The following is a 13527-nucleotide window of genomic DNA, read 5'->3' on the forward strand; positions in this document are numbered from 1 at the left end:
GTAGAAGTACTGGAGGAAACAGAGTATGGATAACCATAAAAGAAGTTGGTGGAAGGAAAGTGTGGTATATCAGATTTATCCACGTAGTTTTCAGGATACAAATGATGATGGAATTGGAGATTTGCGTGGAATCATTAACAGACTACCATATTTGCAGGAACTTGGCATTGATGCAATATGGTTGTGTCCGGTTTATGATTCACCTAATAATGATAATGGGTATGATATACGTGATTACTTTTCAATTATGAAAGAGTTTGGAACAATGGAAGATATGCTTGAGCTTATAAGTCAAGCAAAGAAATGTGGAATCCGTATACTTATGGATCTTGTTGCTAATCATACATCAGATGAACATGCATGGTTTATGGAGTCTAGAAAAAAGGATAGCAGTAAAAGGGATTGGTATATTTGGAGACCAGGTAAGGATGGTAATGAACCAACAAATTGGGAGTCTATTTTTGGTGGTTCTGCATGGGAATATGATGAAGCTTCAGGAGAATATTATCTCCATGCTTTTTCTAAGAAACAACCGGACTTGAACTGGGAAAATGCTGATGTGAGAGATGCTGTATATTCACTGATGGATTGGTGGCTTGATAAGGGAATAGCGGGTTTTCGACTGGATGCCATAACATTCTTAAAGAAAGATCAGAGATATCCCCAGCTAAAGTTAATTGACAACCGTCCATATGTGGGGGCTAGTGATGCTTGGCTAAATCAACCAGGGCTTTTAGACTTTCTTCAGGAGATGAAACAGAAAGTATTGATGCCTAGAGAAGCGGTAACAGTAGCAGAGGCTCCAGGTGTGGATATCACACAAGTTCAAGATTTTTTGGATGAAGAAAAAGGTGTATTCAATATGCTTTTTCAATTTGATCATATAGATCTTGATATAAAAGGTGTACCTAAAGGAGAGTTAAGAAAGTGGAAACTGAGTGAATTTAAGGGGGCTATGGCTAAATGGCAGAAGGCTACACAAGATTATGGGTGGATGGCTCTATATATGGAAAACCATGATCAAGTAAGGTCAGTATCCAAGTTTGGGAATGATGATATATATCGGGTAGAATCTTCAAAAATGCTTGCGGCTTACTATATGCTGATGAGGGGAACCCCATTTATATATCAAGGGCAAGAAATAGGCATGACAAATTGCAGTTTTGATTCTATTGATGAATATAGGGATGTAGATGCAATAAACTTTTACAAGATTGAAACAGAACGTGGCAGGAGTAAAGATTATATAATGGATTACCTGGCTAAAAGGAGCCGTGACAATGGAAGGACACCTATGCAGTGGAGCGAGGAGCCTATGGGGGGATTTACAAGGGGAGTGCCTTGGATTAAGGTGAATCCTAACTATAAGCTTATAAATGTTGAGCAGTCACTAAAGGATGACAATTCTGTTTTAAATTTCTATAAGAGGATCATAAGGCTCCGCAAGGAGAACAAGGCGTTAATATATGGATCCTTTAAGGAAGTGTTTGAGGATTCTGATATTATTGGAGGATATATAAGAACCTTTGAGAATGAAATCTGGACTGTAATATGTAATTTTACAGGAAACCTAGTTCATATTCCTAAGATAGCTGACAAATATATTGTACTAACCAATATAAGTGAACATCAACAGGGTGTACTTAAGCCTTTTCAGGCACTTGTATGTAAATCCACCAAAGATGACCCACTGGTACTCGAATAACATTGAACGAGAATGGTAATGTCAAAACAGTATATTGATAAGGTGGTGAGTTGGATTTTTACATTTGATAATAAAATAAAGTTAGAAAATAGACAATATGATCTTTTAACTATCGGAGAGCTTCTTATTGATATGATATCAGAGAATTATGATGATATGTTTGAAGGTAAAACCTATAATAAATTTTTTGGTGGATCACCGGCTAATATAGCGATGAATACAAAAAAGTTAGGTATAAGTGCTAATATAGTAGCGGCTGTAGGTAAGGATGGATTTGGAGATTTTTTAATTAAGCAGCTTAAAGCCTCAAAAATAGATACCGGCTGTATTCAAAAAGTTGATAGTTCAACAAGCTTGGTTATAGTCACAAAGAGTAAGAATAGCCCAATCCCAATATTTTACAGGGGAGCTGACTATCACTTATCTTACAATCCGAAGCTGGAGGAGATGATTAAAAACTCCAAAATAGTTCACTTTTCGAGTTGGCCATTATCAAGGCAACCTGCACGAGATACAATAGAAAGGGCAATTAAGGAAGCAAGGAAGAACAATAATATAATTTGTTTTGATCCTAATTACCATCCTATGCTATGGAAATCGGATAAAGATGGAGTTGAATATATCAAAGCGTTAATAGCTCAAGTTGATATAATAAAGCCATCAGAAGACGATGCAGAAAGAATATTTGGTAAGGATTCTAGTGAAAAGCAAGTTGCAAAGTTCTTAAAGCTTGGTGCTAAGCTTGTCATAATGACCATGGGAAGTCAAGGTGCTGTAGTATCAAATGGTGTGGAAACTATCAAATTTGATACTCTTGCATCGGAAATAGTAGATACCACCGGTGCAGGCGATGCCTTCTGGTCAGGGTTTTATGCAGCTATTGTAAAAGGATATACAATTAGAGAAGCTTTAAATTTTGGATTTGCAGTAAGCGCATATAAATTAAGGTATGTTGGAGCAGTGGTGGAATTGCCAAAACTTGAGGTAATTAAAAAAGTATACAATTTATAAAAGAAGGAGGAAATTTAACATGACGGTAAAAAATATGGTGCAGCTAATTACTTACCCGGACTCTTTAGGGGGCAATCTGAAAAGTTTAAATAGCTTGCTGCAAAAATATTTTTTAGATATATTTAAAGGTGGGGTTCATATACTGCCACCCTTTCCTTCTTCAGGTGACAGAGGCTTCGCTCCGCTAACCTATTTAGAGATAGAGCCTAAATTTGGTACTTGGGAGGATATAAAGACAATCGGAAAGAGTTTTGATGTTATGGTTGATTTGATGGTAAATCATATCTCAAGACAGTCAGAGTATTTTCAGGACTTTTTAAAAAAAGGAAGAGAGTCAAAGTATATAGATTTATTTATTACCTTGGATAAGCTTTGGAAGGATGGCAAGCCTCTTAAGGAGGATATTGATAAAATGTTTCTTAGGAGAGCACTTCCATATTCTACTTTTAAAATAGAGAAAACCGGTAATGTAGAAATGGTTTGGACAACTTTTGGAAAAACAGACCCTTCAGAGCAAATCGATATCGATATTAATTCTAGCATTACCAGGGAACTCCTAACCCAGTTATTTATGAATTTTAGTGAAAACAATGTAAAAATAGTAAGGTTAGATGCTGTTGGATATGTTATAAAGAAACTTGGTACTAGCTGCTTTTTTGTTGAACCGGAGATCTATGAATTTCTGGATTGGATAAAGGAAGTGGCTAACTCATTAGGAATAGAATTACTTCCTGAGGTTCATTCACATTACTCTATTCAATACAAGTTATCGGAAAAGGGGTTCTGGATTTATGACTTTATTCTTCCATACAGCATATTGGAAGCACTAATAAATAAATCCAGCGAGAAACTAAACCAATATATAAAGACTCGTCCTCACAAACAGTTTACAATGCTTGATTGCCACGACGGTATTCCTGTAAAGCCAGATATGGATGGAATTATTGATACTAAAGAAGCAAGAAAGCTGGTTGAAATATGCTTGGAAAGAGGAGCAAACCTAAGTCTTATATTATCTCAGCAACATAAGGCTGAAGATGGCTTTGATGTTCATCAAATAAGAGGCTCTTACTACTCTATGTTAAATTGTGATGATGAGGCATATTTAGCTGCCAGAGCTATACAATTTTTTGTTCCAGGGATTCCTCAGGTGTACTATGTGGGCCTGTTGGCAGGTGAAAATGACTATGAGGCAGTAAAGGCTACAGGAGAAGGAAGAGAAATAAATAGGCATAATTACAGCATCGAAGAGGTAGAACAAGCTTTGGAAAAGGATGTAGTGAAGAGATTACTCAGGCTTATAAAATTCAGAAATGAATATCCTGCTTTTGATGGAGAATTTAAGATTATAGAAAGTAAAAGAGATGAAATTATTATGAAATGGACAAAGGATAATAAAGAGTGTACTCTCATTGTAGATTTGAAAACTTATAAGTCAATAATTAATTATGTTGATGAATCTGAAAATAACGTTCAATTCAAAATTTAATAAAATATCTATAAAAAAAACTCCATCTATAACTATATGAATCACAGAGTAGAAGGTCTTTTAGAAATTCAAAAGCAGAATCTCTGTTAATTGGGTGATTGGGGGAGAGGTATTGATTAAGGAATTGTATATAATAAGACATGGAGAGGCACAATACCTTAGTGGGTGAAGCTTTAACAGGAGGATGGACAGAATAGATGAAATTTCAAAGGAAACGGTAGTCATAATTCATAAGGATATAAGATAAAAGGAAGGTTAATGTATTACCTTCCTTTTGTAGGAAATGAGTATTGTGAGTTAACTGAAAATATAATATAAATCTATGGAAAAACCATCTAAAAGTTTTGATGAAACCTGACCGGTTGTAGTCTTTATATCAAATTGTTCATACATTTCTTCATCATTTAAAGTATATACCGTAATAAAATCGAGCATTGGGTTTACAATCCAATACTCCTTAACACAGTATTTCATATATAAATTCAGCTTAGTAATTAAATCGTGTGACTGATTCGAAGGACTAAGTATTTCTACAATGAGAGCAGGAACACCAATATATTTTGATTCAGTAAATCCTTTTTTATCACAGATAATACTTATATCCGGTATTACAATTTTGGTACCCTCTATATCTTTACGTTTTAATTCTATATCATAAGAAGGGCTAAATACTTCGCAGGGACTTTTCTGGAGAAATGTTCCAACTTTAATTGAAGTCTTCCGGAAACTCTTTGATGTTTGGTTGATGGAGAGGGTGACATATATACTATTCCGTCTATATATTCTAATAAGTCTTCGGTTTTTTCACGCATAGCTGAATAATCTTCATAAGATATAAAATTATTTTGAGCCAATCCCATAATATTCACTCCTCATTTTGTATTATCTTATATTATATCATAATTTAGTCTAGTTAATCATTGAGGCATATATAGGATTGCTTTATAAATATAGCCACAATATTTCTTCAAGAAAAAAAGCTCCGTGTGATTCCGCTTATTCAGTGTCTTCAGCCATTAGTTTTCTGCTCTATACTTTCTAACATAATCCTCAAAATTCCAACTTTTTAAAAACTCCATAGCACTTCTATAGCCATATTTATATAAAAGATAGATCTGTTCCTTAGATATATCAAAGTCCGTGACTTCTACTCCAGCAGTAGGTATTTCTATGGAACGGACTTTGTTTTTTTCCAGCATATGTTCTGTAAGTTGACCCTGTGACATTGTGTGGGCTACATCCATCAGGAAGGAAAGGGCATCCGTTCTGCCGGTGGATGTAAAGCTGGAACGGTTACTATCAAATTTAAAACCTATGGTAGGCCATCGTGGTATACCTGGGACATCAAATATGTTTATGGGATAATTGCAGCAGATGCAGCCATCAACAATTAGGCTTATAACGTTTTTATATCGAAGTTTCACCGGTTTAAAATAAAAGGGAATGCTTATGCTCATTCGTACAGCTTTTGCAATGGGAAACTCCATTGAATCTATTCCGTAATATACTAAATCGTCGGGTAATATCACCATGCAGCGTCTTGTTATATCAGAGGCTATGATTTTTAACGGGCTTTCTCCATTTTCACTTATATCACCAAAGGTTTGCACACCTTTATCATCTAAGAGATCTTCCAGCCATTTTTCTACATAATCGCCGGAATAAATAGAGTTTTCAACCAATACACCAAGGGGCTTCCCTATGATGGGAATGCTTCTATAGCCGCTTCTATCTCTGAACTTCTCAAAGTTAGTTTCTATCAATATTTTTTTTAACTCTCTTGCAGTATAGCCCGCAGTGAGCAGTGAAGCTATCAGTGCGCCCACTGAGGTCCCTGCTGCTCTGACCCACCGGTAACCACGTTCTTCCATATAGTTAAGTGCACCTACGTAACCTATACCTCTAATTCCCCCACCTTCAAAAACAGCATCGGCAATTATATTAAACACCTCCTTTATATGAGGGGTAAAAATTCCTATATACATGATATTCCTAGATGGTTTAAAAGGTTACAAAGTAAATATAAAAAATATTGATAGTTATTGAACACAACGTTAAAATAAATTTAATGTTATAAATATTTTAAACAAGCTTGTAATTATGGAAGTGAGTATTGAGAAAAAAGAGGAGCAATAAGAAAGCTGATGGCATACAATATATAATTTACCCATGACTACAATATTTGCTATAATGGGTGGTATAATAACATTAAACTCATACTCTTACTCTGGATAGAATAAAAGGGTTAATCGTACTTTTGTATCTATGGAAAATATATTTCTTACACATGAGGAAGCGGATAATCTTATTGAGTATATTAATGAATTAACAGAAAAAAATAATAAAAAGCAGAGGCTTCAAGAAAATAATGTAAAAGAGTATCATTGTTTTTTCGCCATTACAAGGATGAAGGACAAATAAATAAAAATATAAAAAAGGGGAAATGTATATGACAAGTGTTGTTGAGAGATTTTTAAAATATGTAAAAATGGATACTAAATCCGATGAGGAGTCCACTACAGTTCCAAGTACAGCAAAACAGCTGGAATTAGCCAAGGTATTGGTAAAGGAAATGGAGGAAATGGGCTTAGTGAATGTATCCTTAGATGAAAATGGATACATCATAGGTGAACTTCCTTCTAACATTGATAAAGAGGTTCCGGTAATAGGTTTTATTGCACATATGGATACTTCACCGGATATGTCAGGGGAAAATGTTAACCCACAAATAGTAAAAAACTATGACGGCGGAGACATCGTTCTTAATAAGGAACAAAATGTAGTATTATCACCAATGGAATTCCCAGATTTAAGAGAATATGTTGGCCAGGATTTAATAACTACTGACGGAACTACTCTTCTTGGAGCTGACGATAAGGCAGGTATAGCAGAAATCCTTACTGCTGTAGAATATCTTATAAAACATCCGGAAATAAAGCATGGCACTATAAAGATAGGCTTTACTCCTGACGAAGAGATTGGAAAAGGGGCTGATCACTTTAACGTACAAGCTTTTGCAGCAGACTTTGCCTACACTATAGATGGTGGGAAAATAGGTGAATTAGAATTTGAAAGTTTTAATGCTGCTGCAGCCAAGATAAAGATTCAGGGAAGAAACGTGCACCCAGGCTACGCAGCAGGCAAGATGAAAAATTCCATACTTATAGCAAATGATTTAGTTGGCAGATTTCCAGCTGACGAAGTTCCGGAAAGAACTGCCGGCTACGAAGGCTTCTATCACCTAAACTCAATGAAGGCAGAAGTGGAAGAAACAACCCTTCACTACATAATTAGGGACTTCAACAGAGAAAATTTTGAAAGAAGAAAGCAATTTGTACAGCATGTTATTGAAGAAATAAACAGGAAGTATGGAGAAGGTACTGCAATTCTTGAACTAAAGGATCAATACTACAACATGAAAGAAAAGATTGATGAAGTGAAATATATAGTGGATATTGCTCACGAAGCAATGGAATCAGTTGGTATTAAACCAATTATAAGACCTATAAGAGGTGGGACTGATGGTTCAAGACTAAGCTTTATGGGCCTTCCAACCCCAAATATCTTTGCCGGAGGAGAAAACTTCCACGGTAAGTTTGAGTATGTTCCAATACAATCCATGGAAAAGGCTGTTGAGGTTATAGTTAAAATAGCAGAGTTATTTGGTAAGAGGTAGAGAAAAGAGCACACAGAATAATTAATCATGGAAGGCACTGAAGACGTGGAAATACGCGAAGGGGCCTATTACGTTTAAATAAGCTTCCTTCGTGTATTTCTGCGCCTTTCGTGATTTTTATATGAAAATTATCCAACTTTATTCAACCATGGATTTCAATTTCTTGGACAACCCCAATCCAATAATTAAACTAAACTACTCCGTTCTTTCCACACCAAAGAAAAATAATGCAATAGTTCCCGGGCCGGAATGAGAGCCAATTACAGGGCCTACATAGTTTATTATTACATCCTTAACATTAACAGACTCTCTTATTAACTTCTCCAAGAGCCTTGCTTCGTCTTCACAGTCCCCATGGCTAATTGCTATAACCTGATTTTCAGGATCAACAATTCTGTTTTTTAACTCTTCAGCCAGGGATTTAATTGACTTTTTTCTCCCTTTTACTTTGGTTATAGGAATAAGGCGTCCTTCCTTGTTGACATTAAGTATAGGCTTTATATCTAAAAGTGTTCCTATTACAGCGCTGGTAGCGGAAACTCTTCCACCTCTTTTTAAGTGATGCAGATCATCAACAGTAAACCAATGGTTTAATTTAAGTTTATTTTCCTCTATCCACTTTACAACCTCATCTTTAGACATTCCTGATTTTAGTTTTTCACAGGCGTAGTACACAAGAAGACCAAGTCCCATAGAGGCACATTTTGAGTCCATTACAGAAATGTCTGCAGAGGGATTTTCTGCAAGGATTTCTTCTCTTGCCATACAGGAACTGTTATATGTTCCGCTTAGTGCAGAGGAAAATCCTATGTAAAGAATAGAGAAACCTTGAGAAATGTATTTTCTAAAAACTTCTGCAAAAGTATAGGCATTTACCTGAGAAGTAGAAGACATTTCTCCTTTTCTTAGTTCTTCATAAAAATCTCTATAGCTTATGGACTTTCCAAAGTCATCAACGTGGTCAGCGCCCTTAAATTGAAAACTAAGAGGAACTACCACTATATTATTTTCTGTAGTGTACTTAACTGGTAAGTCAGAACAGGAATCTGTTATCAATATAGTCTTCATAATAAACTCTCCTTATAAATTAATAAAAGTACAAATAAATTAATTAATTATACCATATTTTTCTTTATTATTTCCCATTTTGGTAAGATTTTATTAATAATTTGATATATAATTAAAGCATGTTAAATAAACTTGCAGAGGTATACAAGAAATGAATAAAGAAATTAAAGAAGAGGACTTGTACGCTCCTATAAAGGATTATTTTGAGGGGTTTGGATATAAGGTTAATGGAGAAGTTAAAAACTGTGATGTAACAGCATTAAAGGAAGACCAGCTAATTGTAGTGGAGCTCAAGAAAAATCTCACCGTAGCACTGTTGAGTCAAGCAGTTGACCGGCAAAGAACTGCAGATCTGGTTTATATAGCTATACCAAAACCAATAAAATTTAAATTGAATGCTAAGTGGAAAGATACTCTCCATCTCTTGAAAAGGTTGGAATTGGGCCTCATATTTGTGTCCTTTAAAAAAGGCTTGAATATTGTTGAAGTTGTTCAATATCCTCTTCCATTTGACAGAAACAAAAGCATGCAGATAAATAAGAAAAAAAGAAATCTTTTGATAAAGGAGATAGAAGGCAGAAAACGGGACTTAAACAAGGGGGGCAGCAGAGGTAAAAAGCTTGTTACTGCTTACCGGGAAGCTGCTATTTTTATAGCTTGTTGTCTGAAGGAGTATGGAGCCCTTTCACCTAAAAAGCTCAGAGAACTTGGCTGTGACGAAAAGAAGACAAACTCTATATTATATGAAAACCACTATGGATGGTTTCAAAGGATAGAGAAGGGGATTTACAGTCTTACCGAAGAAGGCAAAAGGGATTTGCAGGAATATGGTGAACTGACCGAATACTATAGGTCACAACTAGTTTCAAAGGAAATAGAAGGGGGGTGTTAACATGATTAAACTAGAACTTATGAAAGAGGATGATTTCAGTAAAGTAGTTCAGTGGAATAAGGGAAAGTCCAAGGAATTTCTAGTTCAGTGGGCAGGACCGGCCCTTGAATATCCACTTACAGAAGATAAACTTCGGGAATTTTTCAAGGAGTACAATATGCCTAACGAAACCAGCAGGCTTTTGTTCAAAATAATACTGGAGAACTCCGGTGAGATGGTTGGTATGATAGAGATAAGAAAATATGAGAAGGAATCTAATACCGGAAGGGTCGGAAGATTTTTGATCGGAGAAGAATCTGTTAGGGGGATGGGCATAGGGACAGCAGCCCTTAGAGAAGTTGTCAGAATGGGCTTTGAAAAATTGAAATACGATAAAATATGCTTAGGTGTTTTTGATTTTAACAGGCCTGCCATAGACTGCTATAAAAATGTGGGTTTTCAAATCGATAGATTAACAGAAAAGTATGTTGAAGTAAGTGATGGTTACTGGAATTTATATGACATGAGCATTTCTAAAGTTAGTTTCAAATAAAATACAGTACCGGAAAAATTTCCGATACTGTATTACTTACACACTAATGTTAATTCTCAAATCATCTATTGTTACTCCTAAAACAAGTGCAATTGTTTCGATGACATTAAACGAAGGGTTCTTTTTGGCACCTCTTTCTAGTTCCTCAAGATAGCTTTTTGACACAGGAACACTGAAGTTTTTTGACAGATTAGATACATCTAGTGAAGTAAGACCTTTATTAAGTCTTATTTCTCTGATTTTAGAACCATCTACCATAAAAAACTATACCCCCTTACATTTTTAATTGTATTAAGGAATAAAGCCCAATATGCCTATAAAATCAATACAAAAACTACATAAGGTCTCCAGTTTACGTCAAAAATCAATTTTTACTAAAAAACTTGTCCTAAAAATAATTTCTTAAGTTATTATATCATACGGAGAAAATATTGTGGAAGGTTGAATGAAATTAGAAAAAGGTATAATAACTTTAAAACTTGATATAATATAATTAAGAAGTAAGTAAATATAACCGCCTATTATGAATAGTGTGAGGTGAAAAACAAATGAAAAAAATAATGATGATAATGGCTATAGCCTTGAGTATGAATATTATGCCCAAATTGGTATTTAATATGAATCAGAGTGATATGGAGTTTAGAGACACCTTTAGGATATATGTTACAAATCCAATAAAAGTATAACCCTCCGAGCCTAAGGTTAAGGCTCTTTTTTTTTTATTTGTATTTACATAGACATCCCTAGATTCCCTATGTTATAATATGGATGTGTTAAAATAAATAGGAATAAAAAGCTGTAGCAGAGCAGGTATTACGCGTAAAGTGTTAGAGGATGGGAGTAGAGCCTCTAAACGAAAAACCGGTGACATTGAGGTTTGCGGTGTAATATTGCATCCACTGTTACGTTAAAAGGTCTTTCTTTCTTTTTAATGTAACAGAGATAAAAGGAAAGAAAGGCTTTTTTCTCTGTTATTTCTAAAGCGAGAAGTCCTGAAAATTTGTTTTGCAACAGCAAGCATTCCTAATTATTATAACCTGGTTACTATACACCAATTATAATAATAAGGGGGTTATTTTCATGGACAGAGAAAAGATACAAGCTTACACAAGAAAAATTGTATTCACAGGCATTATCATTGCCATGGCGTTGGCTGTAAGGACTTTCAGCCAGATGATCTATATCGGGGGCGTACCGGCTATGAGAGTTGGTATATCCGGTATATTTTCCAAGGTACCAGCCTTACTTTTTGGTCCCTTATTTGGGGGCTTATCTGGTGCGGTTGTAGATATTGTGGGATTCCTTATGAATCCTATGGGAGCTTATTTACCATGGTATACATTAACCGCAGTATTAAGTGGAGTGTTGACGGCCATATTATGGCAATATTTAAAAAGGTTTAATGCAGAAAAGTTCCAGAAGCTATTTATAGTAATATTTGTGCTTATAGGTGCTGCAGGATTGATAAATCATATCAGCGTTGATATTTTTCCGAAGTCTTTTTGGGGTGAAATAATTACCTCCATAGGAAAAAACAAATATAATGTGATTTATGGTTTTGAGATATTGTCAGCGGTAGGAATTCTGTTATTCCTTATTGACTCATTGATAAGGAAAAAGTATAAGGTAGAGTTTATACACAAGTATTCGTTAAAGCTATTGATAGCTGTAGGTATATCGGGATTAATAGAGACTACCATCAATACTTACCTCATAATAAACTTTTGGACAGGAAAAAATACTCCTGCTTTTGTGGTATTCTTGATACCAAGAGTTATTGAACAGATAGGACAGACTATAATACAGGCGTATACAATACCGTTTATATTATATGCTTATGAGAAATTTGGTTCAAAGAGGTAGAACATAATCCATCGCCAAAGACGGGGAATATACTGAAATATATATAAGCTTGCACTTAAACCAGAAAATTCAATAGGGTTTAGGGCAAGCTTATATTTTAGTTAAATTGATTTGTCTCTCTATCATAAGTATAATTTATTGACTTTAGCTTGTTTTCGATAAGCGCCGGTTCTACATCCCAGTCCTCACATAAGGCTTCTAGGGAGGAGAAGAAATCTCTAAGTTTCATATTTACCATGCTTAGCAGCATATAGGGGTCCATTGCTAAAATTCTGTCCGGTTCCATCTTCAAAGCTCCTTTCATTTATCATCTTTGAAGGTTAAAGTCTTGGTTAATCTATCCCTTCCTATGATAGTATTATTAAATATTTTAGTAGCATTTTCAATATAATTTTCCGGGTTTGAAAGGGACGGACTAAAGTGGGTAAGCCATAACTCACCTGCTTTACCTTCCTTAGCTATTGTTGCAGCTTCGCTAAAAAGCATGTGCTTATTCTTAAGAGCTTTATCCAGTTCACTGACTTTTGCATACATACCTTCTCCAATGAGAAGTTCACTGTTAGAAATAAATTCTACTAAGCCTTCAAATGGTCTGGTATCAGTAAAATAGCTCACCTTTAAACCATCTCTGCTTTCACCCAGTACCATATCTGGTGTATAAGTAACACCTTCATATTCTGTAGTTTCACCCTTTTGAAGCCTACTCCATAGTTTTACAGGAATGTTATGGCACCTTGCCTTTTCAGGATCAAATCTTCTGCCTCTCTTAACATATATACTGTAGCCTACACAAGTTAATGTATGATCAAGGCCAAGGCTGCTGATATGTAAGTCGTCCATGTTAAAGGTAATACTTCCATCCAGTTTTGCTTCAATGAAGTTTACTTCAAAAGGAAGTTGAGGACATACCACCATAAGACCTGATAAAATGCGGTCAAAACCAGGCGGCCCAATAATGGTAAGAGTTTCTTCTCTTCCGGAATTAGCTATGGTCAGCAGTAATCCAGGAAGCCCCATTACATGGTCTGCATGAGAGTGGGTAAAGCAAATCACATCAATGGTCTTAAAGCCCCAGCCCACCATCTTCATGGAAACCTGAGTACCTTCACCACAATCTATTAAAATCTTTTTACCTTTGAAATTAAGTAATAGGGCGGTAAGGCTTCTGTCCGGTACAGGCAAACTACCACCGCAGCCTAGTAAACATATATCTAACATAATCGCACCTCAAAATAATTAATAAAACTCATCCGCGTCACTCTGTGTATTCAGCGTGTTTCGCTATGAAGTT

The 13527-nt window shown here is 35.4% G+C and carries 16 protein-coding genes and 1 riboswitch; of the genes, 9 read left to right on the forward strand and 7 right to left on the reverse strand.

Translation table 11 applies throughout. From position 1 onward, the window contains the following. The first annotated feature begins 25 nt into the window (after positions 1–25). The 3 genes from FHY60_RS00185 to gtfA are packed head-to-tail and all read left to right on the forward strand — an operon-like array spanning position 26 to position 4205. Positions 26–1705, forward strand: coding sequence for an alpha-glucosidase (locus tag FHY60_RS00185; RefSeq protein ID WP_139902064.1), 1680 nt, complete (start codon positions 26–28; stop codon positions 1703–1705). 18 nt (positions 1706–1723) lie between these two features. Beyond that, the gene (locus tag FHY60_RS00190; RefSeq protein ID WP_243122184.1) at positions 1724–2716 is read left to right on the forward strand and encodes a carbohydrate kinase family protein; all 993 of its coding nucleotides are present in this window, start codon (positions 1724–1726) and stop codon (positions 2714–2716) included. A gap of 19 nt (positions 2717–2735) precedes the next feature. Continuing rightward, the gene (gtfA, locus tag FHY60_RS00195; RefSeq protein WP_139902066.1) at positions 2736–4205 is read left to right on the forward strand and encodes a sucrose phosphorylase; all 1470 of its coding nucleotides are present in this window, start codon (positions 2736–2738) and stop codon (positions 4203–4205) included. Between the two features lie 297 nt (positions 4206–4502). Here gtfA and FHY60_RS18155 read toward each other — a convergent pair whose 3' ends face one another. The 3 genes from FHY60_RS18155 to FHY60_RS00205 form a co-directional block, all read right to left on the reverse strand. Beyond that, on the reverse strand, positions 4503–4952 hold the full coding sequence (locus FHY60_RS18155; RefSeq protein ID WP_341472551.1) for a Uma2 family endonuclease: 450 nt from the start codon (positions 4950–4952) through the stop codon (positions 4503–4505). After that, complete coding sequence (locus tag FHY60_RS18160; RefSeq protein ID WP_243122185.1) at positions 4853–5065, reverse strand: PDDEXK family nuclease; 213 nt, start codon at positions 5063–5065, stop codon at positions 4853–4855. The genes FHY60_RS18155 and FHY60_RS18160 overlap by 100 nt, the downstream gene beginning before the upstream one ends. A gap of 156 nt (positions 5066–5221) precedes the next feature. Then, the gene (locus FHY60_RS00205; RefSeq protein ID WP_341472538.1) at positions 5222–6154 is read right to left on the reverse strand and encodes a patatin-like phospholipase family protein; all 933 of its coding nucleotides are present in this window, start codon (positions 6152–6154) and stop codon (positions 5222–5224) included. Between the two features lie 316 nt (positions 6155–6470). Between FHY60_RS00205 and FHY60_RS17635 the strand changes: the two genes are divergently transcribed. Next, complete coding sequence (locus tag FHY60_RS17635; protein ID WP_180375441.1) at positions 6471–6626, forward strand: hypothetical protein; 156 nt, start codon at positions 6471–6473, stop codon at positions 6624–6626. A 28-nt stretch (positions 6627–6654) separates the two neighbouring features. Beyond that, positions 6655–7881: a peptidase T gene (gene pepT / locus FHY60_RS00210; RefSeq protein WP_139902068.1), complete on the forward strand. Its 1227-nt coding sequence runs from the start codon at positions 6655–6657 to the stop codon at positions 7879–7881. A gap of 195 nt (positions 7882–8076) precedes the next feature. Here pepT and FHY60_RS00215 read toward each other — a convergent pair whose 3' ends face one another. Beyond that, positions 8077–8949 carry a DegV family protein gene (locus FHY60_RS00215; RefSeq protein ID WP_139902069.1) on the reverse strand — a complete coding sequence of 291 codons (873 nt, stop codon included), beginning with the start codon at positions 8947–8949 and terminating at the stop codon, positions 8077–8079. A gap of 151 nt (positions 8950–9100) precedes the next feature. Here FHY60_RS00215 and FHY60_RS00220 point away from each other — a divergent pair, with 151 nt between their 5' ends. Next, complete coding sequence (locus FHY60_RS00220; protein ID WP_139902071.1) at positions 9101–9841, forward strand: DUF2161 domain-containing phosphodiesterase; 741 nt, start codon at positions 9101–9103, stop codon at positions 9839–9841. Position 9842: 1 nt separating this feature from the next. Further along, on the forward strand, positions 9843–10373 hold the full coding sequence (locus tag FHY60_RS00225) for a GNAT family N-acetyltransferase (RefSeq protein ID WP_139902073.1): 531 nt from the start codon (positions 9843–9845) through the stop codon (positions 10371–10373). A gap of 36 nt (positions 10374–10409) precedes the next feature. On the opposite strand, the gene FHY60_RS00230 is transcribed toward FHY60_RS00225, so the two are convergent. Further along, the gene (locus FHY60_RS00230) at positions 10410–10631 is read right to left on the reverse strand and encodes a helix-turn-helix domain-containing protein (protein WP_139902075.1); all 222 of its coding nucleotides are present in this window, start codon (positions 10629–10631) and stop codon (positions 10410–10412) included. A 290-nt stretch (positions 10632–10921) separates the two neighbouring features. Here FHY60_RS00230 and FHY60_RS17640 point away from each other — a divergent pair, with 290 nt between their 5' ends. Next, a complete protein-coding gene (locus FHY60_RS17640; RefSeq protein WP_163215910.1) occupies positions 10922–11059 on the forward strand; it encodes a hypothetical protein in 138 nt (45 codons plus the stop codon). 114 nt (positions 11060–11173) lie between these two features. Next, a riboswitch (THF riboswitch) is annotated at positions 11174–11277 on the forward strand. A 176-nt stretch (positions 11278–11453) separates the two neighbouring features. Then, entirely contained in the window at positions 11454–12236 is a 783-nt protein-coding gene (locus tag FHY60_RS00235; protein WP_139902077.1) for an ECF transporter S component, read from the forward strand. A gap of 97 nt (positions 12237–12333) precedes the next feature. On the opposite strand, the gene FHY60_RS00240 is transcribed toward FHY60_RS00235, so the two are convergent. After that, positions 12334–12540 (reverse strand): DUF4250 domain-containing protein, encoded by a 207-nt coding sequence (locus FHY60_RS00240; RefSeq protein ID WP_243122186.1) that lies wholly within the window; start codon positions 12538–12540, stop codon positions 12334–12336. Next, entirely contained in the window at positions 12537–13454 is a 918-nt protein-coding gene (locus FHY60_RS00245) for a ribonuclease Z (protein ID WP_139902081.1), read from the reverse strand. The genes FHY60_RS00240 and FHY60_RS00245 overlap by 4 nt, the downstream gene beginning before the upstream one ends. Between the last annotated feature and the right edge of the window lie 73 nt (positions 13455–13527).

Origin of the sequence: Clostridium thermarum, from assembly GCF_006351925.1 — a bacterium.
GTDB classification, from domain to species: Bacteria; Bacillota; Clostridia; order Clostridiales; family Clostridiaceae; genus Clostridium_AU; species Clostridium_AU thermarum.